The 26799-nt window shown below is 71.7% G+C and carries 22 protein-coding genes; 13 read left to right on the top strand and 9 right to left on the bottom strand.

From position 1 onward, the window contains the following. Window positions 1–67 precede the first annotated feature (67 nt). Window positions 68–1267 carry a MarP family serine protease gene (locus AC067N_RS10165; RefSeq protein WP_478678428.1) on the top strand — a complete coding sequence of 400 codons (1200 nt, stop codon included), beginning with the start codon at window positions 68–70 and terminating at the stop codon, window positions 1265–1267. A 99-nt stretch (window positions 1268–1366) separates the two neighbouring features. On the opposite strand, the gene AC067N_RS10160 is transcribed toward AC067N_RS10165, so the two are convergent. The 6 genes from AC067N_RS10160 to AC067N_RS10135 all read right to left on the bottom strand — a co-directional run bounded on the left by AC067N_RS10160 (window position 1367) and on the right by AC067N_RS10135 (window position 9360). Then, window positions 1367–1558 carry a hypothetical protein gene (locus AC067N_RS10160; protein WP_478678427.1) on the bottom strand — a complete coding sequence of 64 codons (192 nt, stop codon included), beginning with the start codon at window positions 1556–1558 and terminating at the stop codon, window positions 1367–1369. 155 nt (window positions 1559–1713) lie between these two features. Then, the gene (locus tag AC067N_RS10155; RefSeq protein WP_478678426.1) at window positions 1714–2670 is read right to left on the bottom strand and encodes an alpha/beta fold hydrolase; all 957 of its coding nucleotides are present in this window, start codon (window positions 2668–2670) and stop codon (window positions 1714–1716) included. Further along, complete coding sequence (locus AC067N_RS10150) at window positions 2667–3146, bottom strand: phage holin family protein (protein WP_478678425.1); 480 nt, start codon at window positions 3144–3146, stop codon at window positions 2667–2669. Before AC067N_RS10150 ends, AC067N_RS10155 begins: the two co-directional genes overlap by 4 nt. Before the next feature lie 109 nt (window positions 3147–3255). Continuing rightward, window positions 3256–4659, bottom strand: coding sequence for a Na+/H+ antiporter NhaA (gene nhaA / locus AC067N_RS10145; protein ID WP_478678424.1), 1404 nt, complete (start codon window positions 4657–4659; stop codon window positions 3256–3258). 211 nt (window positions 4660–4870) lie between these two features. Further along, window positions 4871–6826 (bottom strand): acetate--CoA ligase, encoded by a 1956-nt coding sequence (gene acs / locus AC067N_RS10140; RefSeq protein ID WP_478678423.1) that lies wholly within the window; start codon window positions 6824–6826, stop codon window positions 4871–4873. Between the two features lie 161 nt (window positions 6827–6987). Next, entirely contained in the window at window positions 6988–9360 is a 2373-nt protein-coding gene (locus tag AC067N_RS10135) for a SulP family inorganic anion transporter (protein ID WP_478678422.1), read from the bottom strand. Window positions 9361–9654: 294 nt separating this feature from the next. On the opposite strand from AC067N_RS10135, the gene AC067N_RS10130 reads away from it, so the two are divergent. Next, window positions 9655–11016: a polysaccharide deacetylase family protein gene (locus tag AC067N_RS10130; RefSeq protein ID WP_478678421.1), complete on the top strand. Its 1362-nt coding sequence runs from the start codon at window positions 9655–9657 to the stop codon at window positions 11014–11016. 44 nt (window positions 11017–11060) lie between these two features. Here AC067N_RS10130 and AC067N_RS10125 read toward each other — a convergent pair whose 3' ends face one another. Then, window positions 11061–12041: an ATP-binding protein gene (locus AC067N_RS10125; protein ID WP_478678420.1), complete on the bottom strand. Its 981-nt coding sequence runs from the start codon at window positions 12039–12041 to the stop codon at window positions 11061–11063. Between the two features lie 99 nt (window positions 12042–12140). On the opposite strand from AC067N_RS10125, the gene AC067N_RS10120 reads away from it, so the two are divergent. Further along, the gene (locus AC067N_RS10120) at window positions 12141–12971 is read left to right on the top strand and encodes a Fic family protein (protein ID WP_478678419.1); all 831 of its coding nucleotides are present in this window, start codon (window positions 12141–12143) and stop codon (window positions 12969–12971) included. Between the two features lie 343 nt (window positions 12972–13314). On the opposite strand, the gene AC067N_RS10115 is transcribed toward AC067N_RS10120, so the two are convergent. Next, the gene (locus tag AC067N_RS10115) at window positions 13315–14139 is read right to left on the bottom strand and encodes an HAD family hydrolase (protein WP_478678418.1); all 825 of its coding nucleotides are present in this window, start codon (window positions 14137–14139) and stop codon (window positions 13315–13317) included. A gap of 611 nt (window positions 14140–14750) precedes the next feature. Here AC067N_RS10115 and ssd point away from each other — a divergent pair. The 7 genes from ssd (at window position 14751) to AC067N_RS10080 (ending at window position 20097) form a co-directional block, all read left to right on the top strand. Continuing rightward, complete coding sequence (gene ssd / locus AC067N_RS10110; protein ID WP_478678417.1) at window positions 14751–15845, top strand: septum site-determining protein Ssd; 1095 nt, start codon at window positions 14751–14753, stop codon at window positions 15843–15845. A 277-nt stretch (window positions 15846–16122) separates the two neighbouring features. Further along, window positions 16123–17307 (top strand): TadA family conjugal transfer-associated ATPase, encoded by a 1185-nt coding sequence (locus AC067N_RS10105; RefSeq protein ID WP_478678416.1) that lies wholly within the window; start codon window positions 16123–16125, stop codon window positions 17305–17307. Window positions 17308–17353: 46 nt separating this feature from the next. Then, on the top strand, window positions 17354–18145 hold the full coding sequence (locus AC067N_RS10100; protein WP_478678712.1) for a type II secretion system F family protein: 792 nt from the start codon (window positions 17354–17356) through the stop codon (window positions 18143–18145). Beyond that, on the top strand, window positions 18142–18933 hold the full coding sequence (locus tag AC067N_RS10095) for a type II secretion system F family protein (protein ID WP_478678415.1): 792 nt from the start codon (window positions 18142–18144) through the stop codon (window positions 18931–18933). The genes AC067N_RS10100 and AC067N_RS10095 overlap by 4 nt, the downstream gene beginning before the upstream one ends. A 132-nt stretch (window positions 18934–19065) precedes the next feature. Then, a complete protein-coding gene (locus tag AC067N_RS10090) occupies window positions 19066–19290 on the top strand; it encodes a DUF4244 domain-containing protein (protein WP_478678414.1) in 225 nt (74 codons plus the stop codon). A gap of 43 nt (window positions 19291–19333) precedes the next feature. Next, a complete protein-coding gene (locus AC067N_RS10085; protein ID WP_478678413.1) occupies window positions 19334–19666 on the top strand; it encodes a TadE family type IV pilus minor pilin in 333 nt (110 codons plus the stop codon). After that, window positions 19663–20097, top strand: coding sequence for an Rv3654c family TadE-like protein (locus AC067N_RS10080; RefSeq protein WP_478678412.1), 435 nt, complete (start codon window positions 19663–19665; stop codon window positions 20095–20097). The genes AC067N_RS10085 and AC067N_RS10080 overlap by 4 nt, the downstream gene beginning before the upstream one ends. Before the next feature lie 346 nt (window positions 20098–20443). On the opposite strand, the gene AC067N_RS10075 is transcribed toward AC067N_RS10080, so the two are convergent. Beyond that, complete coding sequence (locus tag AC067N_RS10075) at window positions 20444–22909, bottom strand: DEAD/DEAH box helicase (RefSeq protein ID WP_478678411.1); 2466 nt, start codon at window positions 22907–22909, stop codon at window positions 20444–20446. Between the two features lie 83 nt (window positions 22910–22992). Between AC067N_RS10075 and bldG the strand changes: the two genes are divergently transcribed. The 3 genes from bldG to AC067N_RS10060 all read left to right on the top strand — a co-directional run bounded on the left by bldG (window position 22993) and on the right by AC067N_RS10060 (window position 26617). Continuing rightward, complete coding sequence (gene bldG, locus AC067N_RS10070; RefSeq protein ID WP_005475923.1) at window positions 22993–23334, top strand: anti-sigma factor antagonist BldG; 342 nt, start codon at window positions 22993–22995, stop codon at window positions 23332–23334. A gap of 111 nt (window positions 23335–23445) precedes the next feature. Beyond that, window positions 23446–23880, top strand: a complete 435-nt coding sequence (locus AC067N_RS10065; RefSeq protein WP_478678410.1) for an ATP-binding protein — start codon at window positions 23446–23448, stop codon at window positions 23878–23880. Window positions 23881–24211: 331 nt separating this feature from the next. Then, window positions 24212–26617, top strand: coding sequence for a sodium-translocating pyrophosphatase (locus AC067N_RS10060; protein WP_478678409.1), 2406 nt, complete (start codon window positions 24212–24214; stop codon window positions 26615–26617). The last annotated feature ends 182 nt before the right edge of the window (window positions 26618–26799 follow it).

Here is a 26799-nt window from a genome sequence, read left to right as displayed (position 1 = left end):
CGCCGCGCGGCGGACCGCACCCCGGGCCGTGTAGTGATCGCGAAGTGACGAGGCGAGGCTTGAAGCGGTGAACGTGCTGGACATCCTGTTGCTGGTCGCCGCCGTCTGGTTCGCGATCGTCGGCTTCCGCCAGGGCTTCGTCGTCGGCATCCTGTCGGTGATCGGTTTCCTGGGCGGCGGCCTCGTCGCCGTCTACACCCTCCCGGTCATCTGGGACTGGATGACCGACAACTCGGAGGTCAGCACGGCCGCCGCCGTCGTCGCGGTGGTCGTCGTGATCGTCTGCGCCTCCGTCGGCCAGGCCCTCACCACCCACCTCGGCAACAAACTCCGCCGGTACATCACCTGGTCCCCGGCCCGCGCCCTGGACGCCACCGGCGGCGCCCTCGTCAATGTGGTGGCGATGCTCCTGGTCGCCTGGCTGATCGGTTCCGCGCTCGCGGGGACGACGCTGCCGACGCTCGGCAAGGAGGTCCGCAACTCCAAGGTGCTGCAGGGCGTGGCCCGGGCCCTGCCCAACCAGGCGGACACCTGGTTCGCGGACTTCTCCTCGGTCCTCGCGCAGAACGGCTTCCCGCAGGTCTTCAGCCCGTTCGCCAACGAGCAGATCACCGACGTCCAGCCCCCCGACCCCGCGCTCGCGAACAGCGCCGTCGCCCAGCGCGCCAAGCGGTCCATCGTCAAGGTGATGGGCACCGCCGAGAGTTGCGGCAAGGTCCTGGAAGGCACCGGCTTCGTCTTCGGCGAGCGCCGGGTGATGACCAACGCGCACGTGGTCGGCGGCGTCGACGAACCCACCGTCCAGATAGGGGGCGAGGGCCGCAAGTACGACGCCAAGGTCGTCCTCTACGACTGGCGGCGCGACATCGCCGTACTGGACGTGCCGGACCTGAACGCGCCGGTGCTGCGGTTCACCGCCGGGGACGCCGCCAGCGGTGACGACGCGATCGTGGCCGGCTTCCCGGAGAACGGCGCCTACGACGTCCGCCCCGCACGCGTGCGCGGCCGCATCACGGCCAACGGCCCCGACATCTACCACCGGGGCACGGTGCGCCGCGATGTGTACTCGCTGTACGCGACCGTCCGCCAGGGCAACTCCGGCGGTCCGCTGCTCACACCCGAAGGCAAGGTGTACGGCGTGGTCTTCGCGAAGTCCCTCGACGACCCCAACACCGGCTATGCGCTCACCGCGGACGAGGTCAAGGAGGACATCGTCCAGGGCCGCGCGGCCAACCAGCAGGTGGACAGCGACAGCTGTGCGCTCTGACGCCGCGCCGCGCCACGAGGCAGAGCCGGGTCACCGACCGCGCCCCCGCTCATGGGCGAGGGCTGTGCGGCCCTCCGTGACGCAGGGACGTCCCCGGGTTCAGGGACGGGAATGACGCAGACGGGCCGAGACCCAGCGGGCCCGGCGGCGCAGGATGCGCGGAATGCCCAGCCGGGGGTCCGCGTCCGGGTCCGTGCCCGGCACCTGGGGGGCGCCCCTCTGGTGGGAGCTCAGGCCGGCGGCCGAGCGGCGGTTGCGTGCTGCGTCACTGTAGTCGTGCGTCCAGCCCATACCCCGACGTGTGCCCCCGCCCCAAGGTCGGTAACCTCCCCCGCGCCCCCCAATTGGCCTATGCGCCAGGCAAGTGGCCACCTGTGGGAACAGGCGTTCATGAACGGCCTGCGGGGAGTCCGGCCGGGCCCGTGAAGACGGCTCGAGGGCCGGTCTCACCGGTCGGGCTCGGGGTCCTTCAGCCAGTTGACGAGTTCCGAGGAGAACGCCACCGGGTCCTCCTCGTGCGGGAAGTGCCCAAGCCCGTCGAACAGTCGCCAGCGGTACGGGGCTTCGACGTACTCCCCGGAACCCGCCGCGCTGCGAGTCCGCATGACCGGGTCGAGTGAACCGTGCAGATGGAGCGTCGGCACGCGCACCGGCCGCTTCATGCGCCGGTTGAACTGGATGCCGTCGGGGCGGGCGAGGGAGCGCACCATCCACCGGTACGGCTCGATCGAGCAGTGCGCCGTCGACGGGATGCAGATCGCCCGCCGGTACGCCTCCACGGCCTCGTCGTCGGGCAGCCGCGGCCCCGACCACTCCCGGATCAGCCGGCCCACCAGGGCGCCGTCGTCGGCGGTCAGTTGCCGCTCGGGGATCCAGGGCCGCTGGAATCCCCAGATGTACGACCCCGCGGCGGTCTGCTTGACGTCCGACAGCATCGCCGAGCGCCAGCGCCTCGGGTGCGGCATCGAGGAGACCGCGAGCCGTCGCACCAGCTTCGGGCGCATCACGGCCGCCGTCCACGCCAGATAGCCGCCGAGGTCGTGCCCGACCAGCGCGGCGTCCGGCTCACCGAGGGAGCGGACGACGCCCGTGATGTCGAGGGCGAGGTTGGCCGGGTCGTAACCGCGGGGGGTACGGTCGCTGCCGCCGACCCCGCGCAGGTCCATGGCGACGGCGCGGTAGCCGGCGTCGGCGAGCGCGACCAGCTGGTGCCGCCAGGTCCACCAGAACTGCGGGAAGCCGTGCAGCAGCATCACCAGCGGCCCGTCGCCGAGTTCGGCGATGTGGAAGCGGGCGCCGTTGGCGGCCACGTCCCGGTGGATCACCTCTTTCGTGCCGGGCACGTCGAGTCGTACGACCGAGGCGGGCTGGCCGGAGGCGGCTGAGGTGGCGGGGTCCGTCATGACGTCGAGCGTGCCACAGCCTCGACGCCGCCGTCGGTCCGGGCGGGCCGGCGGGGGTGCGGCTTGGCGTTCTGGAGCACTCCGGCGGTCTGCTTCATGGACGCGGCGACCTTCTGCGGGCCCTGGCCCTTCTTGGCCTTCTTCGAGAAGGCGACACCGATGAGCGCCAGGGCGACGGCGACCACCACGTTCGCCGCGAACGACAGCAGGAAGCAGATCGCCAGGTTCCAGTCGCTCCAGGTACGGATGCCGTACGCCAGTGCGAAGCTCAGCATCGGCAGGGAGAAGATCAGCACCGCACCGGCCGCCGCGAACGCCCCGCCGCCGACCGCACCGCGCTTGACGTCCTGCCTGAGCTGGGCCTTCGCCAGCGCGATCTCGTCGTGCACCAGTGCGGACATCTCGGCCGTCGCCGAGGCGACCAGCTGGCCGACACTGCGTTCGGCACCGACCGGGCTGCCGTCGGGTGCGCTCATCGGGGTCTCCCTCATCTGCGTCCGGAAGCGCCCCCGCCCGTACGGGCCTCGGCTCGAAGGCCGTCGTACGGTGCCGGGGGCGCCCTTCGTTGTGTACGGTCCTGTCAGATCATGCCGGACCGTCGTCCTCGTCGCCTGCCCCGCCCGCCACTTCCGCAAGCCTGCGGTGCTCGGCGGCCTTGCGTTCATAGATCGCGGCCATGCGCAGGTGGTACGCCGGGTCGTCCTGTTCGTAGATGTCCGGGATGCCGTCGAGGTCGTCGTCGCGCTGCTCGTCGGCCCACAACGCCTGGTACTTGGCGTTGCGCATCTTCAGCAGGACGGTCGCCAGGAGCGCCGCGATGAGCGACCCCACGAGCACGGCCGCCTTGACGCCGTCGGTGAGCGCCGCGTCGCCCTCGAAGGCGAGTTCCCCGATGAGCAGCGACACGGTGAAGCCGATCCCGGCGAGGGAGGCGACGGCGAAGACGTCCGGCCAGACCAGGTCCTCGGAGAGGGAGGCCCGGGTGAAGCGGGCCGTCAGCCAGGTCCCGCCGAAGATCCCGACCGCCTTGCCGACGACCAGCCCGAGCACCACTCCGAGCGTCTCCGGCTGGGTGAACACCTTCCCCAGTGCCCCGCCCGACACGGTGACACCCGCGCTGAACAGGGCGAACAGCGGCACGGCCAACCCTGCCGAGAGGGGGCGCACAAGGTGCTCGATGTGCTCGCCGGGGGAGTGCTCCTCACCCTCGTGCCGGGTGCAGCGCAGCATCAGGCCCATCGCGACGCCGGCGATGGTGGCATGGACGCCGCTGTTGTACATCAGCCCCCAGATGACGAGAGCGAGCGGAACGTGGACATACCACCCGCGCACGCCCTTCCTGAGCAGCAGCCAGAAGACGGCGAGGCCCGCGACGGCGCCGCCGAGCGCGGCGAAGTCGAGGCCGTCGGTGAAGAAGAGCGCGATGATCAGGATGGCGAACAGGTCGTCGACGACGGCGAGGGTGAGCAGGAACGCGCGCAGCGCGGAGGGCAGTGATGTGCCGATGACGGCCAGTACGGCGAGCGCGAACGCGATGTCCGTCGCCGTGGGCACGGCCCACCCGGCGAGCGAACCTCCGCCGGTGACGTTGGTGAGCACGTAGACGAGGGCCGGTACGGCCATGCCGCACAGGGCGGCGACGACGGGCAGTACGGCCGCCTTGGGGTCCCTGAGATCACCGGCGACCAGCTCGCGCTTGAGTTCGATGCCGGCGACGAAGAAGAAGATCGCGAGGAGACCGTCGGCGGCCCAGTGCTCCACGGAGAGGTTCAGGCCGACGGCCTCGGGGCCGAAGTGGAAATGGCTGACCGTCTCATAACTGTCGTGCAGTGCGGGGATGTTCGCCCAGATCAGCGCGGTGACGGCGGCAAGGAGCAGCAGCACTCCGCCGACGGTCTCCGTGCGCAGCGCGTCCGTCACGAAGGTCCGCTCGGGCAGGGAGAGCCGGTCCAGGACCTTCCGGGCGGGGGTGGAACGGGATGCGGACACGGCGGGGGACCTCCGGTCGAGGGCAGGACGGAATGCTTGCCGACCAGACTTCCCGGCACACCTAGTTGCTTAGTCTACCTAAGCGCCCGCCTCGGGGCACCCCGCGGTCGATCACCGGGTGCCCCCTCGGATGCCCATCGTCGGCCCTCGACGGGGCGGCGGCCACTCGACCGCCGCCCGTGCGGGTGGTCAGCCCTCGGCGGATGCGATCTCAGTCCTCGCTGGGCGCCGCCGGCAGCTTGGTCTGGATGAGGTCCATGACAGTGGAGTCCGTGAGCGTGGTGACATCACCGAGCTGGCGGTTCTCCGCCACGTCACGCAGCAGGCGCCGCATGATCTTCCCGGAGCGGGTCTTCGGCAGCTCCGCCACCGGCAGGATCCGCTTGGGCTTGGCGATCGGGCCGAGGGTCGCGCCGACGTGGTCGCGCAACTCGCCGACCAGGGTCTCGGTCTCGGCCGCCGTGCCGCGCAGGATGACGAAGGCGACGATGGCCTGCCCGGTGGTCTCGTCGGCGGCGCCGACCACGGCCGCCTCCGCGACGGACGGGTGCGAGACGAGCGCCGACTCCACCTCGGTGGTGGAGATGTTGTGGCCGGAGACCAGCATCACGTCGTCGACGCGGCCGAGGAGCCAGATGTCCCCGTCGTCGTCCTTCTTCGCCCCGTCACCGGCGAAGTACCTGCCCTCGAAACGCGACCAGTACGTGTCGAGGAACCGCTGGTCGTCGCCCCAGATGGTGCGCAGCATCGACGGCCACGGCTCGGTGAGCACCAGATAGCCGCCACCGCCGTTCGGCACCTCGTTCGCCTCGTCGTCGACCACGGTCGCGGAGATGCCCGGCAGCGGCCGCTGCGCGGAGCCCGGCTTGGTCTCGGTGACACCCGGCAGCGGGGAGATCATCATCGCGCCGGTCTCGGTCTGCCACCAGGTGTCCACGATGGGCGTCCGGTCCGCACCGATGTGCTTGCGGTACCAGATCCACGCCTCGGGGTTGATCGGCTCGCCCACGGAGCCCAGCACCCGCAGGCTGCCGAGGTCGAACTTCGCGGGGATGTCGTCGCCCCACTTCATGAACGTACGGATGGCCGTGGGCGCCGTGTACAGGATCGTCACGCCGTACTTCTGCACGATCTCCCAGAACCGCCCCTGGTGCGGGGTGTCGGGCGTGCCCTCGTACATGACCTGGGTGGCGCCGTTCGCCAGCGGCCCGTAGACGATGTACGAGTGGCCGGTGACCCAGCCGACGTCGGCCGTGCACCAGTACACGTCCGTCTCCGGCTTGAGGTCGAAGACCGCGTGGTGCGTGTACGCCGTCTGGGTGAGGTAGCCGCCAGAGGTGTGCAGGATGCCCTTCGGCTTACCGGTCGTGCCCGACGTGTACAGGATGAACAGCGGGTGCTCGGCCCCGAACGCCTGCGGGGTGTGCTCGGCGGACTGCCGGTCGACGATGTCGTGCCACCACACGTCCCGGCCGTCGGTCCAGGCGACGTCCTGACCGGTACGGCGTACGACGAGGACGTGCTCGACGTTGTCCACCTTGCCGATCGCCTCGTCCACGGCCGGCTTGAGCGCGGACGGCTTCCCACGCCGGTAGCCGCCGTCGGCGGTGATGACCACCTTGGCGTCGGCGTCCTGGATGCGGGTCGCGAGCGCGTCCGCGGAGAAGCCGCCGAAGACGACGGAGTGCGCGGCGCCGATGCGGGCGCACGCGAGCATCGCCACGGCCGTCTCCGGGATCATCGGCATGTAGACGGCGACCCGGTCACCGGCCCGGACGCCCAGCTCCAGCAGGGCGTTCGCGGCCTTGCTCACCTCGTCCTTGAGTGCGGCGTAGGTGACGGCCCGGCTGTCGCCGGGCTCGCCCTCGAAGTGAATGGCGACCCGGTCGCCGTGGCCGGCCTCGACATGGCGGTCGACGCAGTTGTACGCGACGTTGAGCTCGCCGTCCTTGAACCACTTGGCGAACGGCGGGTTCGACCAGTCCAGGGTCTCGGTGGGCTCCTTGGCCCAGGTCAGCCGCCGGGCCTGCGCCGCCCAGAAACCGAGCCTGTCAGCCTTGGCCTGTTCGTACGCCTCTGCCGTGACGTTGGCGTTCGCGGCCAGGTCAGCGGGCGGCGCGAAGCGTCGCTCCTCCTTCAAGAGGTTGGCCAGGCTCTCGTTGCTCACGACATCTCCCTTTCCCAGGGTGTCCGTTGTGTCCCAGGCCACAGCTCATCAGACCCGGACCCCCGATGACAAGGGCCTTCCTGGGATTGGTTTAGACCTGTGGGTGGGTGGCCCCACTGCCATGGGGCCACCCGTTGTCACGGACCGGTGGGCGAATCGGTTCAGGTGTGCGTGTCGTGCAGAACCGTCCCCGCCGGCTCAGTCGTCCCCGCCGCCGCGGCCACCCGGTCGAAGACACCGCCGTCCGGGGCCTCCTCGGTGAGCAGGTACGCCTGGGCCTCGCCCACATGGAAGTACATCCCGTGCAGTTCGAGCGTGCCCTCGCGCAGGGCCCGCGCGACGCAGTCGTGCGCCCGCAGGTGCTTCAACTGCTGGATGACGTTGGTCAGGCACAGCTGCTCGACCACGTCGGCCGGTTCACGCCCGGCGATACGGGCCCAGGGGCGGTTCTCGTCGGTGGCGCGTTCCAGGCTGGGCAGGCCGTGCCGCAGCCATCGCCCGAGGGGCGTCCGGGCACCGCCGGGATCCGTGGCGAGCAGGGCCTGCATGGCCCCGCAGCCGGAGTGCCCGCAGACGGTGATGGACCGTACCTTCAGCACCTCCACCGCGTATTCGATGGCCGCCGCCACCGAGTCGTCACCGCTCTCCTCGCCCGGCATGGGCACGAGATTGCCGACATTGCGCACGACGAAGAGATCGCCGGGCCCGCTGGACGTGATCATGGAAGTGACGAGCCGGGAATCGGCGCAGGTGAGGAAGAGCTGCGAGGGCTGCTGGCCCTCCCGCGCCAGCCGCGCCAGCTCCCGGCGCACCAGTGGGGCGGTGTTGGTCTGGAACGCGCTGATGCCGCGCGCCAGCTGACGAACGCTCGGCCCCTCCGCCGTCTCCTGCGCCGGGCTGCCGACGGGGGCGGGAGCGGGCGCCGCGCACTGGTGGTTGCGCCATGCCGTCCAGGGCCGGCAGCGGCAGCCGGCCGCGGAGGCGCCCGCCGGCTCGGCGATCCGGGTCCCGGCCCGGCCGGTGATCTCCACGGAGCCGCCCCGCGCGCGGTGGGCGTGCTGCCAGTCCTGAAGCGACTCGTACGCGGCGTGGTCCATGAACGACCCGTCGAGCTCGACCACCGCCTCGGCGCCCTGAGGGACCTGGTGCAGCGCTCGGCTGAGCCGGGGCACGGCGAGGAACGTCAGCTGCCCGCGGACGTGGACGTGATGGACACCGTCCTTCTCCTCACGGGTGATGCGGGTGCGGGTGAGGCGGTGCAGGGCGACACCGACCGCCACGGCGATGCCGAGCGCGACGCCTTCCAGCACCCCGAGGAGGACGACGCCGCCGGTGGTGCCCGCGTAGACCAGCACCTCACGGTGGCGGGTGACCGTGCGGATGTGGTTCAGGGACACCATCTGGATCCCGATGGCCATCACCAGGGCGGCGAGTGAGGCGAGGGGGATCAGCTCCAGCGCCGGGACCAGGAGCAGGGCGGCCGCCACCACCCAGACGCCGTGCAGCATCGTGGAGTTGCGGCTGACGGCGCCGGCTCGGACGTTGGCCGTGCTGCGGACGGCGACGCCGGCGATGGGCAGGCCGCCGAGGGCTCCGGAGATGACGTTCGCCGCGCCCTGACCACGCAGCTCGCGGTCCAGGTCCGAGCGCCGTACGTCGGTGCGGCCCGCCGCCAGCTTGTCCATGGCGACCGCCCCGAGGAGCGACTGCACGCTGCACACAAGAGTCGTGCTGAGGACGGCGGCGAACAGGCCGAGCGCCGGGCCTTCGGGCAGCCCGGCCAGCGCGTGGCTGCGCCAGGAGGGCAGCTCGACCTTGGGCAGGCTGAGCCCGGCCAGCGCGGCCGCCGCCGTGGCGCCCGCGACCGCGACGAGTGCCGCCGGGACGCTGCGCAGCCTCCGGCCGACGGGGCCGGGGATCCGGGGCCAGGCGAGCAGCAGGGCGAGGGTGAGCACGCTCATGGAGACGGCGGCGGGATGCAGGTGTGCCAACTGGGCGGGCAGTGCGCCCACGTTGTCGAGCACGGAACTCTGGGGAGTGCCGCCGAGCACGATGTGCAGCTGGGCGACGGCGATGGTGACCCCGATACCGGCGAGCATGCCGTGCACGATCGCTGGGCTCACGGCGAGCGCCGAGCGGGCCACGCGCAGATGGGCCAGGCCGAGTTGCGAGATCCCGGCGAGGACGGTGACGGCGCAGGTCGTGCGCCAGCCGTACTGATGGATGAGGTCCGCGGTGACGACGGTCAGACCGGCGGCCGGGCCGCTGACCTGGAGCGGCGAGCCGCCGAGGCGTCCGGCGACGATACCGCCGACGGCGGCGGCGACGAGGCCGGCCTGGAGCGGTGCGCCGGTCGCCAGGGCGATGCCCAGGGACAGGGGGAGTGCGATCAGGAAGACCGCGATGGAGGCGGACACATCGGCGCCCGCGATGCGGAACCGGCGGGGTTCCTTGGGCGGGCTGTGGGGCTGGTGTTCGGACTCCGCCCGATTCGGGCTGGAGTCGGGGGCGTGGGTGGGGACGCAGGCGGACATGTTCTCCCGTCTCCTCCGGGGCTGCGCGGTCGCGGAACAGGTGGTCCCCCGCTCTGCGGCGGGGGTCGGGTCGCGGCCGTGGGTCACGGCGTACAGCGGCGGGATTTCTCAACGCTCAGTAAATGAATCGTAATGCAGAGTAAAGGCCATGCAAGGACATTCACGGCAAATGGGGTATCAGATCACTCAAGATGATGAATCAGGTATTTCTTTGGCTTGTCATATTAGTTTGATCGGCGCTCTGTGTGATCTTGGCCGCTCTGCCCCTGAGCAAAGGAAGAAGGTGGGCGGAAGATGGCCGTCACCCAGAGGATCGCCGTCGGTGTGACACTCGCCGTGACCTGCGCCGCGGCGCTCGCCGGCTGTGGCATCGGCGATACGGGCACCGCCGGCCCGACCGGCGCGAACAACACCGGAAAGGAGGGGGCGCAGGGCGCGCGCGGCGGCAAGGAGGCGGCGCCCGGAACGAAGGAGGGCGCTCCCGCACCGCCGAAGACCCCGCTCCGGCTCATCGGCGACGGGTCCACCGCGTACACCGGTGCGCAGCCGCATCTGCCCAGGCCGAAGCGGCTGAAGCCCGGTCAGAAACCCCCGCAGTTCGTGGTCTTCTCCTGGGACGGTGCCGGCGAGGACAGCCAGCGGCTCTTCTCCCACTTCCGCGAGGTGGCCCGTGCCAACAACGCGACCATGACGTACTTCCTGAGCGGTGTGTACATGCTCCCGGAGGAGAAGCGGGACCTCTACCGGCCGCCACAGCACTCGCCGGGTCGCTCCGACATCGGCTTCAACGATGTCCGCGGCATCAGGGACACCGTGGAGCAACTGCGCGGTGCCTGGCTGGAGGGCAACGAGATCGGCACCCACTTCAACGGCCACTTCTGCGGCAAGGGCGGCGGGGTCGGCGAGTGGTCGGTCGAGGACTGGAAGAGCGAGATCGCGCAGGCCAAGGCGTTCGTGAAGGCATGGAAGACCAACACGGGCACCGACGAGGCGGAACCCCTGCCCTTCGACTACGACGAGGAGCTGATCGGCGCCCGCACTCCCTGCCTGGAAGGTCAGGCCAACTTCATGCGGGCCGCCCGCGAACTGGGCTTCCGCTACGACACCAGTGGCGTCCGGAACCAGGTCTGGCCCGAGAAGAAGGACGGCCTGTGGGACCTGTCGATGCAACTGGTCCCCATGCCAGGCCGCGCCTTCGAGACGCTGACCATGGACTACAACTTCTACGTCAACCAGTCCGGTGCCCGTGCCGGCTCCGCGGCCATGCACCGGTACTGGGGTGACCAGTACCGGGACGGCCTGCTCGCCGGCTTCGAGCGCGCCTACGCGGGCAACCGTGCGCCCCTGATCATCGGCAACCACTTCGAGTCCTGGAACGGCGGCGTCTACATGCGGGCCGTCGAGGAGACCATCAAGGCCGTCTGCGGCAAGCCGGACGTGCGCTGCGTCTCCTTCCGGCAGCTCGTCGACTGGCTCGACGTCCAGGACCCGGAGGTCCTGGACAAGCTGCGTACCCTCGGCGTCGGCCGGTCACCGAACGAAGGGTGGGAGGCGTTCCTCTCCGCCGGACAGGCCCCGGCCCTCGACGGGGACCCGGATGCCCCGGCCGCCCAGCCGCGGGAGCGGACGGCCCGTGAGGAAAGGCCGAAGGATTAGGGACCAGTCCGGAGAGGTGGGGCGGGACCGGCGGGGCGAGCGGGTCAGACCGCGGCCGCGAGCTGCTCGCCGAGGACGAAGTCGGGGTCGATCTGCGACGCCAGGTCGGCCCCCGTCCGCTCATTGCCCCAACTGGTCGCGTTCTTCAGGTGGAAGTGCGCCATCTGGCGGGTGTAGCGCTCCCAGTCGCGCAGCTCGTACGTGGCGTCCGCCGCCTCGTGCAGGGTGTGCAACGCGCGGCGGTTGGACTCCTCCAGATGCTCGAAGCGCGGCGGACGGCCCTTCTCCAGGGCGCGCACCCAGTCCGAGTGACCGACGGTGACCAGCAGGTCGTCCCCGACCTGGGCGCGGAGGAAGTCGAGGTCGTCCGGGCCGTGCACCTTGTTGCCGATGACCTTCAGGGTGACGTCGTAGTCTCCGGCGTACTCCTTGTACTGGCGGTAGACGGAGACACCTCTCCGCGTCGGCTCCGCGACGAGGAACGTCATGTCGAAGCGGGTGAACAAGCCGGACGCGAAGGAGTCCGAACCGGCCGTCATGTCGACCACCACGTACTCGTCGCGGCCGTCCACCAGGTGGTTCAGGAACAGCTCCACCGCTCCCGTCTTGGAGTGGTAGCAGGCGACCCCCAGGTCGGCGTCGGTGAAGGGGCCGGTGACCATCAGACGGATGGCCCCGCCGTCGAGTTCCACCGGCCTGGCGCAGGCGTCGTAGATCGGGTTCGGGTCGCAGATCCGCACCAGCCGGGAGCCCTCGCCTGGCGGGGTCGTCTTGATCATCGTCTCGGCGGAGGCGATCCGCGGGTTGGAGCCGCGGAGGTGGTTCTTGATCAGCGACAGCCGCTCGCCCATCGCCGGAAGCTCCGCGGCCTCCGACTCGTCGAGCCCCAGAGCGGCCCCCAGGTGCTGGTTGATGTCCGCGTCGATGGCGACGACCGGTGCTCCGGAGGCGGCGAGATGGCGGATGAACAGGGAGGACAGCGTGGTCTTGCCACTCCCGCCCTTCCCGACGAAAGCAATTTTCATGTTCACCAACGGTAGTCGGATGATCTCCCACGGTGCGTCGGCCGAGTGGAAGACCACTCCTTCGAGGGGCCGGAGGGCAGGGCGCGTAGGGTCGTACTCATGAGTACGCCAGGTGCGACCGCCGATCCGCTCGCGGCCCTCGCCGAGCTGCCCGGTGTGGCCGAGTCAGTGGAGTCCGTGCGCAAGGCCGTGGACCGGGTCTACGGCCACCGTGTCATGCGGCGGCGCAGCAACGAGATCACCTCCGAGGCGGCCCTGCGCGGTGCGCGCGGCTCGGCGGCCCTGTCCGGCGCCGACTGGGCGCTGGAAGAGGTCCGCAGACGTACCGACTTCAGCGGGCGGGGCGACGACGGGGCGCGCACGGTGGGCGCCGCGCTGCGCCTGACCGCCGAAGCCGGCCAACTGCTGTCCATCTGGCGGCAGTCACCGCTACGGGTGCTCGCCCGGCTGCACCTGGTGGCGGCCGGCGAGGACCACGCGCGCGTGGGGCGGCCCCGGCAGGACGGCGAACCCGTCGACGAGCCCCTCGTCGAGCTGCCGTTGCCCGGCGCCGCCGAGGTCTCCGGCCGTCTTGACGGCCTCTCCGAGCTGATCATCAGGGGCGGTTCCGCCCCCGCCCTGGTCACCGCGGCCGTCGTGCACGGCGAACTGCTCGCCCTGCGGCCCTTCGGCTTCCACAACGGCCTCGTCGCGCGCACGGCAGAGCGGATCGTGCTGGTCGGCAGCGGCCTCGACCCCAAGTCGGTCTGCCCGGCGGAGGTCGGCCACGCGGAACTCGGCCGCGCCGCCTACCTCGCCGCACTCGACGGTTATGTCTCCGGCACGCCGGAGGGAATGGCCGCCTGGATCGCCCACTGCGGCAGGGCTGTCGAACTGGGTGCGCGCGAGTCGACGGCGGTGTGCGAGGCGCTGCAGCGAGGAGCGGCGTAGAACCCCGGGAAAAGAGTTGCGGCGGTACGAGAATTCGTACCGCCGCTGGCATGTTCACCCGGTTACCAAGCGTCCTCGATATATGCCCATCAGGTCGGGAACTCAGCCCGTAACCTGGTGCGGCTGGCCCGTAATCGACGGGTCGACGTCGCGTGGGTGCCCAGTGTTCATGCTCGGTCCGTGGGGCCAAAATGAGTTATTAAAGGTGATCCTCTCGGACGTCCTTTGGTCTCGCGGGCCTTGAATCCTTTCTACTCCAGGACCGGAGCAAGTGGAACCCCTCGATGCGCTTCTTTACTTTTGCCTTCAAAGAGGGTGAATCGGCCCTGGTCGCGGTACAGGGTCAAGCGGTCGCCGCCCTGCGCCGGCTCGCGTACCAGACGAGTCCCGCGGTGGCCGCCGCCGCTCCGACGGCGGCCACCGCGAGCAGAGCGGGCCGGGGGCGGACGGCGAGCCGCTGCTTCAGTCGCACCGGGCGGTGGAAGTCGAGAATCGGCCACCCGCGCGCGAGGGCCTCCCTGCGAAGCGTCCGGTCCGGGTTGACCGCGTGCGGGTGCCCCACGGCCTCCAGCATCGGCAGGTCGGTAGCCGAGTCGCTGTACGCGTAGCAGTGCGCCAGGTCGTACTCCTCCGACTCGGCCAGCTCCCGGATCGCCTCGGCCTTGGTGGGGCCGTACGCGTAGTACTCCACCTCGCCGGTGAAGCAGCCGTCCTCGCCGACGACCATCCGGGTGGCCACCACGCGGTCCGCGCCGAGCAGCTCGCCGATCGGCTCGACGACCTCGGCGCCGGACGTGGAGACGATCACGACGTCCCGCCCGGCGAGGTGGTGCTCTTCGATGAGGGAGGCGGCCTCGTCGTAGATGATCGGGTCGATCAGGTCGTGAAGGGTCTCGGCGACTATGTCCTTCACCTGTTGGACGTTCCAGCCCCGGCACAGTGCGGAGAGGTACTTCCGCATCCGCTCCATCTGGTCGTGGTCGGCGCCGCCCGCGAGGAACACGAACTGGATGTATGCCGTCCGCAGCGCGGCCCTGCGGTTGATCAGGCCGCCTTGGTAGAACGACTTGCTGAACGTGAGCGTGCTCGACTTCGCAATGACCGTCTTGTCCAGGTCAAAGAAGGCCGCTGTGCGGGGCAAGGAGTGGTTTTCCACGGGGCTGAGCATATGCGCCCGCCATTCGGGCTAGTGTGGGGTGTGTGGGTTTGCCTGAGAGGGCTCTCGGGTACACCATGGAAGTCACGGATCGTTCGCGACCGTGCTAACCCGGCCCGACTCCTCCCCCCCCGAGTCGGCCGTGGGGACGACCCCCGCTCTCCCCCCCGGCGGGGGTCGTCGCATGTCCGGACGCGTTTTCCCTTCCTTTCTCCCGCCCGCGAGGCCGCTTTGCGCCCCCGCGGGCATTTCTCTGCCCTCCCACAGGAAACGTCACGGTGTGTAGTCGGCGCGCTGCACTGCGGGGGCACGGTGGGGGATCGCCTGTTTGGGTGACGGCGATATTCACAGCGGTCGGGTTGTCCACAGTTATCGACCAAGATCCACACGATTTCCGGGATCGCTGCACCGTGATTCCAGCGCGTCCCGACGGCGGCGAGTTCCTGGCCGGTTCGGTTTCTCGGGCGCCTTCGGCCGGTATCCGCCGACCGCCCGCTCGGCGGCCGGTGACCGGCACTTCACACAGGACTTGAACGAGCGCGTCCGTGAGACGGACGGAGCCGGGGAACGCCGAAGGACGGCCCCGAGCGCCGCGCGGGACGCAGCGAAGGGGGCTGGACACCGTGGCGGGAGCCATCACCGAGGACCGGCAGCCGGCCGCCGAGGGGCGGCAGGGCAGGCCGTTGATCGTCACCGAGGACGTGGAACTGCTGGACGACCTGCTGCGCCTGTGTGCGGCGGCCGGCGCCAGGCCGGAGGTGCACCACGGCGTGCCGGAGGGCCGGAGCCGCTGGGAGGCGGCACCACTCGTGCTCGTCGGCGACGACGCGGCGCACCGACTGCGCGGGGCCGCCCGCCGGCGGGGGGTGGTGCTCGTCGGCAGGGACCAGGATGACTCCGGCATCTGGCAGCGCGCCGTGGAGATCGGCGCGGACCACGTGCTGATGCTGCCGGACGGCGAGCAGTGGCTCGTCGACCGCATCGCCGACGTCGCCGAGGGGGTGGGCAGGGCCGCGCTCACCGTCGGTGTGATCGGAGGGCGCGGCGGAGCCGGGGCATCCACCCTGGCCTGCGCGCTCGCCGTGACCTCCGCCCGGCAGAGCAGGCGCACGCTTCTCGTGGACGCCGATCCGCTGGGGGGCGGGCTCGATGTCCTCCTCGGTGGCGAGAGCGCCGAGGGACTGCGCTGGCCCGCGTTCGCCGCCTCGCGCGGCCGGGTCGGCGGCGGCGCCCTGGAGGAGTCCCTTCCCGAACTGCACTCCCTTCGGGTCCTCAGCTGGGACCGGGGCGACGCCGTCGCCGTCCCGCCCCAGGCCGTGCGCGCGGTCCTCGCCGCAGGACGACGGCGCGGCGGGGCCGTCGTCGTCGACCTGCCGCGCCGCGTCGACGAAAGCGTCGCCGAGGCCCTCGCCCAGATCGACATCGGCCTCCTGGTGGTCCCTGCCGAGCTGCGCGCCGTCGCGGCCGCCTCCCGGGTCGCCTCGGCCTTCGGCATGGTCCTGCGTGACCTCCGTGTGGCTGTGCGGGGGCCGTACACGCCGGGGCTCGGCGACCAGGACATCGCCCGTCTCCTCGGGCTGCCGCTCGTCGGCGAGGTCCCCGTCGAGCCGGATCTGCACGTCGCCGCGGAACCACCGGGAGGCATCCCCCGCGGCCCGCTGGCCCGGTTCTGTGAGGGCTTCTGGGAGCGGGTGGCCGTGGGAAGCGAGGCGGCGTGAACGGGCGCGGGGACCGCGGCGGGACGGGCTGTGACGGCGGTCGGCGGAATCCCGCCGGAGTCGGAGCCGGAGTCGGAGTCGGAGCCGGAGTCGGAGTCGGAGTCGGAGTCGGAGTCGGAGTCGGAGTCGGAGCTGGGGCCGGGGGCGCGGGACGGCGGCCCCGGTGGAGCCGCGGGAGCCGGGCGCGTGGTGAGGGAGACGGGACGGCGGCGCGAACCCCTGGCCTCCGGGCTGTGTGCGGGACGACGTGGATCGGCGGTGAGGGCGGGTGACCGGGATGCTCGATGACGGGCTTCTGGACGGTGTTCGGCAGTGGCTCGTCGAGAGCGGGGCCGAGCCGACGCCGGCCCGGGTGGCGCAGGCGCTGCGGGAGCGGGGGCGGGTTCTCGGGGACGCCGAGGTGCTCGGGGCGGCCGAGCGGTTGCGGTCGGAGCTGGTGGGGAGCGGGCCGTTGGAGCCGTTGCTCGCCGACCCGTCGGTCACCGACGTGCTGGTGTCGGCGCCCGACCGGGTGTGGGTGGACCGCGGCGGCGGCCTGGAGCTGACCGGGATCTCCTTCCCGGACGCGGCTGCCGTACGGCGGCTCGCGCAGCGCATGGCCGCCGTCGCCGGACGCCGCCTCGACGACGCCAGGCCGTGGGTCGACGCACGGCTGCCCGACGGCACCCGTCTCCACGCGGTGCTGCCACCGGTGGCCGTGGGTTCGACCTGCCTGTCCCTGCGGGTCGTCCGGCCACGGGCGTTCACGCTCGGCGAACTGGCGGCGGCGGGCACGGTCCCGCCGGGCGGCGACCGGGTGCTGCGTGCACTGATCCGCTCCCGGCTGTCGTACGTCATCAGCGGCGGCACGGGCACAGGCAAGACAACCCTGCTGAGCGCGCTGCTCGGCCTGGTCGACCCGGGGGAGCGGATCGTGCTCGCCGAGGACTCGGCGGAGCTGCGGCCCGACCATCCGCACGTGGTGCGGCTGGAGGGCAGACCGGCCAACCAGGAGGGGGTCGGCCTCGTCGAACTCCAGGATCTGGTGCGGCAGGCACTGCGGATGCGCCCCGACCGGCTGGTCGTCGGCGAGGTCCGCGGCGCCGAGGTGGTGTCCCTGCTGGCTGCCCTGAACACGGGCCACGAGGGCGGCTGCGGCACTCTGCACGCCAACGCGGCCGGCCAGGTGCCGGCCCGGCTGGAGGCGCTCGGCACGGCCGCCGGGCTCGACCGGGCCGCGCTGCACAGTCAGTTGGCCGCGGCTCTGTCGGTGGTCCTGCACCTGGTCCGGGACCGCGACGGGCGGCGCCGGATCGCCGAGGTCCATGTGCTGGAGCGCGACGCGTCGGGGCTGGTGGTGACGGTGCCCGCACTGCGATGGGGCGCGGAGGCGTTCGTGTACGAGCGGGGCTGGGAGCGGCTGCGAGGGCTTCTCCGGGGCGAACTGCGGGAAGGGAGTGGGTCCTTTGACGGGGGTCGATGAGGCGGCGTCCGGGGTGGCTCTGCTGTGTGCGGGGGCGGCGGCGTGGATGGTGGGCGGCGGCCGGGACACCGGCGCTCGACGGGCCCGGTCGCTGCTCGGCGGGGGAGGGGCGATGGGCCCGCCGCCCTGGCAGCGGGCGGTGGGCCGGGTACGGCGGCTCGGGTTCGAATGGTGGGCGCCGGTGGCGGGAGCGCTGCTCGCGGTGCTGGGAGCCTCCGTGCTGCCGGTTCTCGCGGGTGCGGCCGGGGTGCCGCTGCTCCGGCGGGTGCGGCGGGCGGCGGAGGAGCGCCGGGCCAGGGAGCGGCGTGGAGAAGCGGTGGTCGCCCTGTGCGCGGCGCTCGCCGGGGAGGTGCGGGCCGGCCGGCAGCCGGGGGAGGCGTTGCTGCGGGCGGCTCGGGACTCGGGCGGGCTCGGTGAGGCGCAGGCGGTGGTGCTGGCGGCGGCCCGGTTCGGCGGGGACGTACCGGGCGCGCTCGCCGGGGCGGCGCGGCAACCGGGCGCCGATGGACTGCTGGGGCTCGCCGCGTGCTGGCGGGTGGCCGTCGACCGGGGCGCCGGCCTCGCCGCCGGGCTCGACCGCCTGGAGGGGGCCCTGCGCGCCGAGCGGGATCAACGGGCCGATCTGCGGGCCCAGTTGGCCGGCTCCCGGTCGACGGCGGTGATGCTCGCCGGGCTTCCCGTGCTGGGCCTGCTGCTGGGTACCGCCCTCGGCGCCGACCCGCTGCACGTCGTGCTGCACAGCGGGGCCGGGCTGGGCTGTCTGGTGGTCGGCGCGGTGCTGGAGGGCGCCGGCCTGTGGTGGGCGCTGCGGATCGTACGGGGAGCGGAGACGGCATGAACGAGGACGTCGTCCACAGGCTGGGGGTGGCCCTCTGCGCCCTCGCGGGCCTGTGGTGGCCGGCCCGCTCACTGGTCACCGTACGACGCGAACGGCGGCTGCGCGCCCGGCTGGGGGCGGTCCTGGTTCCGGCTGCCGCTCCGCTCCCACGGTGCTTCGCTCCGCGGCGCGCCTTACGGCGGTGGCTGCCGTTGGTCGGCACGGTGTGCGCCGGGTGGGCGCTGATCGGCGGTCTCCTGGGGCTGACGCTGGGTCTCGCTGCCGGTACGGGGGTCTGGCGGTGGCTGCGGCGGACCCGTGACCCGGACGGCACGTCGGCAAAGGCGTTCGACGCGGCGGAGGCCGCCCGGCAACTGCCTCTCGCCGCCGATCTGCTGGCGGCCTGCATCGCGGCCGGGGCGAGCCCTGTCGTGGCCGCCCAGGCCGTTGGTGAGGCTCTGGGCGGGCCGGTGGGGGAGCGGCTGGCCAGGGGCGCGGCAGAGGCCCGCCTCGGGGGCGAGCCGGCCGACGCGTGGCGTGCGCTGGCCGCCCTCCCCGGGGCCGGGCCGCTGGCCCGCCTCCTGGAACGGGCCGACCAGACCGGCGCACCTGCCGCTGCCCCGGTTGCCCGCCTGGCCGCCGAGGCCCGCGCCGACTGGGGCCGCGCCGCGACGGAGCGCGCCCGCCGGGCCGGCGTGATGGTCACCGCCCCGGTGGGCCTGTGCTTCCTCCCCGCCTTCATCGCGGTGGGAGTGCTGCCGGTGGTGATCGGCCTGGCGGACGGGCTGTTGGGAGGGGGTGGTGGGTGATGGCCGGCAGGGAGTGAGCGGGGGCGGCGGCTGGGTCGGCGATCGATGGCCGATGGCCGGATTGCCAGTGGTGCCACGAACGATTCATGACGAACCGAACGATCAACGGAACAGAGCCTCACGGGGGTTGAGATGTACAAGGCAGTGCGAGAAGTGGTGCGGGTCCGGCTGACGCGTGCCCTGGTGTGTCGGGTCCGAGCTGCACGGAGGGACGCCGGAATGGTGACGTCCGAGTACGCCGTCGGCATCATCGCGGCGGTTGCCTTCGCCGCGGTGCTCTACAAGGTGGTGACCAGCGGGCAGGTCCAGGCGGAGCTGCAGGACATCGTCGGGCGGGCCCTCAGTGGCGGGGCGTGAGCCACGGCGGCGCGGCAGGGCCCCGGGCGGTGACCGGGGGTTCGTGACGGCCGAGGCGGCCATGGCCCTGCCCGTGCTGGTGCTGTTCGCGATGGCCCTGGTGTGGGCCCTGCTCGCGGCCTGCGCCCAGATCCAGTGCGTGGACGCGGCGCGGGCCGGGGCCCGCGCCGCCGCCCGGCAGGACCCCCCGGGCGCGGTCGCGGCCGTGGCCCGGCGCGCGGCGCCCGACGGGGCGCGGGTCAGGGTCGGCCGGGACGGCGACCATGTCCGTGTCGTCGTGTCGGCCCGCTCGCCGGGTCCCGGAGCCCTGGGCCTGGACCTCAGTCATACGGCGGTGGCCCTGGCGGAGGAGACGGTGGGGGTGGGGAGCGGATGACAGTGCCGCGTACCGTCCACTCGGACCGGGGCTCCGCGACCGTCTGGGTCGCCGGTGTGCTCGTCGTGCTGTGTGCCGTCTTCGGCGCCGTGCTCGCGATGGGCCAGGCGGTGGTGGTCCGGCACCGCGCGGCCGGCGCGGCCGATCTCGCGGCCCTGGCCGCCGCCGACCACTGGATGAAGGGCAGCGAGGGCGCCTGCGCCACGGCCGACAGGGTGGCACGGGCCCAGGGCAGCCGGATCGTGAGCTGCGAGGTGGAGGGAGAGATCTCCGATGTCACGGCGGCGTCGGGCAGCGGTCTGCTGACCGCCGAGGCCAGGGCGAGAGCGGGCCCGCCGATGACGGCGCCCGGCCAGCCAGGCCTCGCAGGAGCGCCTACAGGGGCGGGCGCGGGAACTGGGCGATCGATCACGGACGGGCCGATGCCGTGAGACCCCGTCATCCCCGGCTCCGAGGCGTCGCCCCATCCCAAGCCCCGGTTCCAGGGCGCCTGGCCCTGGGGCCCGCGGCCCAGGGCGCCCGGTCCCAGGACACCGGCCCCGGCCCTGGGGCCCGCGGCCCAAGCCCCGGCCCTGGCGCCCGCGGCCCGAGGCACCCGGCCCAGGGGTCCGCGGCCCAGGGCACCCGGTCCCAGGACACCGCTCCAGGGCCCGCGGCCCAAGCCCCGGCCCCTGGGCCCGCAGCCCAAGGCACCTGGCCCAGGGGCCCGCGGCCCGAGGCACCCGGTCCCAGGACACCCGGTCACCGGAACACCCGGCGCATCGAGTACCCAGGGCTCTAATGCGTCCCGTCCTCCCGCGGAGCGCCCCGCAGCAGTTCCGTGAGCAGACGCACGGCCCCCCTCTTGTGCAAGGGATCGTTCCCGTTGCCGCACTTGGGGGACTGGATGCAGGACGGGCACCCGGCGTCGCACTCGCACGCGGCGATGGCCTCGCGGGTGGCGTCGAGCCAGGACGCGGCCGTGTGGAAGGCCCGCTCGGCGAAGCCGGCGCCGCCCGGGTGCCCGTCGTAGACGAAGACCGTGGGCAGCAGGGTGTCGGGATGCAGCGGCACGGAGACGCCGCCGATGTCCCAGCGGTCGCAGGTGGCGAAGAGCGGCAGCATGCCGATCGACGCGTGCTCGGCGGCGTGCAGGGCGCCGCCGAGGATCTCGGGGCCGATGCGGGCCGCGTCGAGCTGGTCCTCGGTGACGGTCCACCAGACGGCACGGGTGCGCAGCGTACGGGGAGGGAGATCGAGTCTGGTCTCGCCGAGGACCTCGCCGGTGATGAGTCGGCGACGCAGGAAGGAGACGACCTGGTTGGTGACCTCGACGGAGCCGTAGCAGAGCCTTCCGTCGCCCCAGGGGATCTCGGTGTCCGTGTCCAGGACGGAGATGGAGGTCGTGTCGCGGGCGACCGTCGAGTAGGGCGGGTCGGCCTGTTCGACGAGGGCGACGGAGTCGTCCAGGTCCAGTTCGCGCACCAGGTACGTACGGCCCTGGTGCAGATGGACCGCCCCCTCGTGAACGGTGGTGTGGGCGGCGCCCGCGTCGACCGTTCCGAGGAGGCGGCCGGTGGCGGCCTCGACGACCTGGACGGGCCGGCCGCCCTGGCCCCGGATGTCGGCGAGGTCGGCGGGCCGCTCCCTGCGGGTCCAGTGCCAGGCCCTGGTGCGGCGCCGGAGCAGTTGCGCGGCCTCCAACTGCGGCAGCAACTCCTCGCAGGCGGGACCGAACAGCTCGAAGTCCTCCTCGGTCAACGGCAGCTCGGCGGCGGCCGCGCACAGATGGGGGGCGAGGACGTAGGGGTTGTCGGGGTCGAGGACGGTCGACTCCACCGGTCGGTCGAACAGAGCCTCGGGATGGTGGACCAGGAACGTGTCCAACGGGTCGTCGCGGGCCACCAGGACGGCCAGGGCACCCTGGCCGGAGCGTCCGGCGCGGCCCGCCTGCTGCCACAGGGAGGCACGGGTGCCCGGGTAGCCGGCGATGAGGACGGCGTCGAGGCCGGAGATGTCGACGCCGAGTTCGAGGGCCGTGGTCGCGGCGAGGCCGAGGAGTTCGCCGGAGTGGAGGGCGCGTTCCAGGGCGCGGCGTTCCTCCGGGAGGTAGCCGCCGCGGTAGGCGGCCACGCGCCGGGCCAGGGAGCGGTCGACCTCGGCGAGGCGTTCCTGGGCGATCACCGAGATCAGCTCCGCGCCACGCCGGGACCGTACGAAGGCGACCGAGCGGACGCCCTGGACGGTCAGGTCGGTGAGCAGGTCGGCCGTCTCCGCCGTCGCGGTACGCCGTACGGGGGCGCCCTTCTCGCCCTGGAGCTCGGTGAGCGGGGGCTCCCAGAGGGCGAACACCAGTTCACCGCGGGGTGAGCCGTCGTCGGCGACCTCGGTCACCCGGACGCCGGTGAGGCGGCCGGCGGCGACGGAGGGCTCGGCGGCGGTGGCGGAGGCCAGCAGGAAGACGGGCTCGGCGCCGTAGCGGGCGCACAGACGGCGCAGGCGGCGCAGCACCTGGGCGACATGGGAGCCGAAGACACCCCGGTAGGTGTGGCACTCGTCGATGACGACGTACTTGAGGGCGCGCAGGAAGGAGGACCAGCGGGGGTGGGAAGGCAGGATCCCCCGGTGGAGCATGTCGGGGTTGGTGAGGACGTAGTTGGCGTACTGGCGGATCCACTCGCGTTCCTCGACCGGGGTGTCGCCGTCGTACACGGCTGGGCGCACGGCATTGCCGAGAGGTTGTGAAAGTTTCTTCACCGATCGGCACTGATCCGCCGCGAGCGCCTTGGTCGGGGCCAGGTAGAGGGCGGTGGCCCCGCGGCCGTTGGCGGCCTCGGAGCCGTCCAGCAGACGGGAGAGCACCGGCACGAGGTAGGCCAGGGACTTGCCGGAGGCGGTGCCGGTGGCGACGACCACGGAATCGCCGTCGAGGGCGTGCTCGGCGACGCGTGCCTGGTGGGCCCAGGGATGTTCGATTCCGGCGGTCTGGACGGCCGCGATGACCTCGGCGCGGATCCGGTCCGGCCAGACGGCATGGCGACCCGCACGCGGGGGCACATGCTCCGTATGAGTGATGCGCGAAGCCCGGCTCGGGCCCGAGGCGAGCCGGTCCAGGACCTCGCCCGGCGAGGGGCTGGGTGCGGTGTCCGTCGAGGATCGATCGGATCGGTGATTCTTGGCCATCGGCACCGAGTGTGTCACCGGCGTGACGGACAATGGACCCAAGGCGTCGTGCACGCCTGCCGGTAAGTGATTGAATGCCATCGCGGCTGGCGAACCGTCCCGGGGGCTTTCAAGCCGAGGTGTCCCGAGGGGCGAACGCTCGATAGCAAGGTGCTGGAGGATCCGTGGACCTGTCCCTGTCGACCCGTACCGTCGGCGATCGTACGGTCGTCGAGGTCGGTGGCGAAATCGACGTTTATACCGCGCCCAAGCTGCGTGAGCAGCTGGTCGAGCTGGTCAACGACGGGAGTTTCCACCTCGTCGTCGACATGGAGGGCGTCGACTTCCTCGACTCCACCGGGCTCGGCGTGCTGGTGGGCGGCCTGAAGCGAGTACGGGCCCACGAGGGCTCGCTGCGCCTGGTGTGCAACCAGGAGCGCATTTTGAAGATCTTCCGCATCACCGGTCTGACCAAGGTGTTCCCCATCCACACCTCGGTCGACGAAGCGGTGGCGGCCACCGACTGATGACGCCCGTCCGGGCCCCGCGCCCGGAAGAGCCACAGACACGTCAAGTGAGGGGACCGGGCCCGAGGGCCCGGCCCTTCGACCGCACGCCCGTAGTTCCGAGGGGGATGCATGGCCACCGTTGAACTCCGCTTCAGCGCGCTGCCCGAGCACGTCCGGACCGCCCGACTGGTGGCGGCAGCGGTGGCGCGCAGGGCCGGAGTGGACGAGGCCGTCCTCGACGAGGTCAGGCTGGCCGTCGGCGAGGCGTGCACCCGTGCCGTCGGGCTGCACCGGAGCAGTGGTGTCTCGGCGCCGGTGCATGTGTCGCTGATCGAGGACGAGAAGCAGTTCTCCATCGAGGTCGGCGACGAGGCGCCCCACACCGTCCCCGGCGACAAGGCGTCGGGTGCCGGGGGCGAGGCGGAGATGGACAGCGAGGAGGACGACATGGGCCTCGCGGTCATCAGCGGCCTCGTCGACGACATGGAGGTCACCACCGGGGAGAACGGTGGACTGATCCGCATGAGCTGGCCGACGACGGCACCCCCCGCGGTGCCGGTCTGAGCCCCGTTCCACCGCACGTCACTCCTACCCCGAAGGGCCCTACCAAGTAGGGCCCTTCGGCGTGTCCGGGGGCGGTGGCGCGTCCCTAGAGTGGTCATGCCACTCATACGACAACAATTTCGTGAAGTAATTCACGATCAATGGAGCGATAATTCGATCAAGGGTCAATGCCTTTGAGGCATTACTTCTTTCGAGTAATGTAGCGGCGCATGGATCATTTGCTGAACGGGATGTGAAGGCTAATTCCGTTTGCCGTGCACTGTTTTGATCGGGTTCCGCTCCCTAGAATCCGTCCACATCTTGAGCTCAGCCCAAGCGTCAAGGAGGACGAATGGCGGGGCTTTCTACCCCTCAGCGGTTTGACCACCCCACGAACTTCGCAGCAGCAGTGCTGACCGATGACAACCGGATCATCGTCATGGTGATCGGGCTCGTGGCGCTGGCCGCGCTCGTCGTCGCCGGAGTCCTGGTGCGCCAGGTGCTCGCGGCGGGCGAGGGCACCGACAGCATGAAGAAGATCGCGGCGGCCGTGCAGGAAGGCGCGAACGCCTATCTGGCCAGGCAGTTGCGCACGCTCGGCGTTTTCGCCGTCGTCGTGTTCTTCCTGCTCATGCTGCTGCCCGCGGACGACTGGAATCAGCGCGCCGGACGATCGGTGTTCTTCTTGATCGGCGCGGCGTTCTCCGCGGCCACCGGTTATATCGGCATGTGGCTCGCCGTGCGCAGCAATGTGCGCGTCGCCGCGGCCGCCCGGGAGGCGACACCGGCGGCAGGCGAGCCGGAAAAGGATCTCACCGCGGTCTCGCACAAGGCGATGAAGATCGCATTTCGCACGGGCGGTGTCGTCGGCATGTTCACGGTGGGGCTCGGTCTGCTGGGCGCCTCCTGCGTGGTGCTGGTGTACGCGGCCGACGCGCCGAAGGTGCTGGAGGGATTCGGTCTGGGTGCCGCCCTCATCGCCATGTTCATGCGTGTCGGCGGTGGCATCTTCACCAAGGCCGCCGACGTCGGCGCCGACCTGGTCGGAAAGGTGGAGCAGGGCATTCCGGAGGACGATCCGCGCAATGCCGCGACCATCGCCGACAACGTGGGCGACAACGTCGGCGACTGCGCGGGCATGGCGGCCGACCTCTTCGAGTCGTACGCGGTGACGCTCGTCGCCGCGCTGATCCTCGGCAAGGCCGCCTTCGGCGACTCCGGGCTCGCCTTCCCGCTGATCGTTCCCGCGATCGGCGTCCTCACCGCGATGATCGGCATCTTCGCGGTGGCGCCACGCCGGAGCGACCGCAGCGGCATGTCCGCGATCAACCGCGGCTTCTTCATCTCGGCGGTCATCTCGCTGGCCCTGGTCGCCGTCGCCGTCTACGCCTACCTGCCGTCCACGTACGCCGGCCTGGACGGCGTCGGGGACCAGACGATCCTCGACAAGGGCGGAGACCCGCGGATCCTCGCCCTCGTCGCGGTGGCCATCGGCATCGTGCTGGCCGCGCTGATCCAGCAGCTGACCGGATACTTCACCGAGACCACCCGGCGTCCCGTGCGGGACATCGGCAAGACCTCGCTCACCGGCCCGGCCACCGTGGTCCTCGCCGGTATCTCCGTCGGTCTGGAATCGGCCGTCTACACCGCCCTGCTGATCGGCCTCGGCGTGTACGGGGCGTTCCTGCTCGGCGGTACCTCGATCATGCTCGCGCTGTTCGCGGTGGCGCTCGCCGGCACCGGTCTGCTCACCACGGTCGGCGTCATCGTCGCCATGGACACCTTCGGACCCGTCTCCGACAACGCGCAGGGCATCGCCGAGATGTCCGGCGACGTCCAGGGCGCGGGCGCGCAGGTGCTCACGGACCTGGACGCCGTCGGCAACACCACCAAGGCCATCACCAAGGGCATCGCCATCGCCACGGCCGTGCTCGCGGCGGCGGCGCTCTTCGGCTCCTACCGCGACGCGATCGTCACCGCGGCGAACGACGTGGGCGAGAAGGTCTCCGGCGCCGGCGCGCCCATGAATCTGATGATGGACATCTCGCAGCCCAACAACCTCGTCGGGCTCATCGCGGGCGCCGCGGTCGTCTTCCTCTTCTCGGGGCTGGCGATCAACGCCGTCTCGCGGTCCGCGGGCGCGGTGGTCTACGAGGTGCGGCGGCAGTTCGGAGAACACCCCGGGATCATGGACTACAGCGAGAAGCCGGAGTACGGCAGGGTCGTCGACATCTGCACCAAGGACGCCCTCAGGGAACTGGCCACCCCAGGCCTGCTCGCCGTCATGGCACCCATCGCGATCGGGTTCACCCTCGGGGTCGGCGCGCTGGGCGCGTACCTCGCCGGCGCGATCGGCACCGGGACGCTGATGGCGGTGTTCCTCGCCAACTCCGGCGGCGCCTGGGACAACGCCAAGAAGCTGGTCGAGGACGGGCACCACGGCGGCAAGGGCAGCGAGGCCCACGCCGCGACCGTGATCGGCGACACCGTGGGTGACCCCTTCAAGGACACCGCGGGTCCGGCGATCAACCCGCTGCTGAAGGTGATGAACCTGGTCGCGCTGCTCATCGCTCCCGCCGTCGTCCAGTTCAGCTACGGCGACGACAAGAGCGTCGGGCTGCGGGTCACCATCGCGGTCCTCTCGATCGCCGTGATCGTGGGGGCGGTGTACATGTCCAGGCGGCGCGGGATCGCCATGGGTGACGAAGGCAACTCCGAGCCCCTGGCCAAGTCGGCGGACCCCGCGGTGGTTTCGTAGACGGTCATACGACGGGTCCGGCGAGACCCCAGCTCAAAGGGCGGGGGGGGGGGGGGGGGTTTGGCGCCCGCCCCCCCCCCCCCCGGGGGGGGCCCCCCCCCCCGGGGGGGGGGGGGCCCGCCCCCCCCGGGCGGGGTTTTGAAGCTGTAGTAAGGTGGGGGGGGGCCCACACCCGGCCGCCC

This window comes from Streptomyces sp. NPDC042364 (genome assembly GCF_056437585.1).
The sequence above is the reverse complement of the archived record's forward strand: the minus strand, read 5'-3'. Positions and strand labels throughout refer to the sequence as shown.

Bases quoted from the DNA above. Each gene is read 5' to 3' on its own strand.
- AC067N_RS10160 (WP_478678427.1), bottom strand. From the start codon at position 1,558: ATGGGCTGGACGCACGACTACAGTGACGCAGCACGCAACCGCCGCTCG.
- AC067N_RS10155 (WP_478678426.1), bottom strand. From the start codon at position 2,670: ATGACGGACCCCGCCACCTCAGCCGCCTCCGGCCAGCCCGCCTCGGTC.
- AC067N_RS10150 (WP_478678425.1), bottom strand. From the start codon at position 3,146: ATGAGCGCACCCGACGGCAGCCCGGTCGGTGCCGAACGCAGTGTCGGC.
- AC067N_RS10135 (WP_478678422.1), bottom strand. From the start codon at position 9,360: ATGTCCGCCTGCGTCCCCACCCACGCCCCCGACTCCAGCCCGAATCGG.
- AC067N_RS10130 (WP_478678421.1), top strand. From the start codon at position 9,655: ATGGCCGTCACCCAGAGGATCGCCGTCGGTGTGACACTCGCCGTGACC.
- AC067N_RS10125 (WP_478678420.1), bottom strand. From the start codon at position 12,041: ATGAAAATTGCTTTCGTCGGGAAGGGCGGGAGTGGCAAGACCACGCTG.
- AC067N_RS10120 (WP_478678419.1), top strand. From the start codon at position 12,141: ATGAGTACGCCAGGTGCGACCGCCGATCCGCTCGCGGCCCTCGCCGAG.
- AC067N_RS10115 (WP_478678418.1), bottom strand. From the start codon at position 14,139: ATGCTCAGCCCCGTGGAAAACCACTCCTTGCCCCGCACAGCGGCCTTC.
- AC067N_RS10105 (WP_478678416.1), top strand. From the start codon at position 16,123: ATGCTCGATGACGGGCTTCTGGACGGTGTTCGGCAGTGGCTCGTCGAG.
- AC067N_RS10100 (WP_478678712.1), top strand. From the start codon at position 17,354: ATGGTGGGCGGCGGCCGGGACACCGGCGCTCGACGGGCCCGGTCGCTG.
- AC067N_RS10095 (WP_478678415.1), top strand. From the start codon at position 18,142: ATGAACGAGGACGTCGTCCACAGGCTGGGGGTGGCCCTCTGCGCCCTC.
- AC067N_RS10090 (WP_478678414.1), top strand. From the start codon at position 19,066: ATGTACAAGGCAGTGCGAGAAGTGGTGCGGGTCCGGCTGACGCGTGCC.
- AC067N_RS10080 (WP_478678412.1), top strand. From the start codon at position 19,663: ATGACAGTGCCGCGTACCGTCCACTCGGACCGGGGCTCCGCGACCGTC.
- AC067N_RS10075 (WP_478678411.1), bottom strand. From the start codon at position 22,909: ATGGCATTCAATCACTTACCGGCAGGCGTGCACGACGCCTTGGGTCCA.
- AC067N_RS10065 (WP_478678410.1), top strand. From the start codon at position 23,446: ATGGCCACCGTTGAACTCCGCTTCAGCGCGCTGCCCGAGCACGTCCGG.
- AC067N_RS10060 (WP_478678409.1), top strand. From the start codon at position 24,212: ATGGCGGGGCTTTCTACCCCTCAGCGGTTTGACCACCCCACGAACTTC.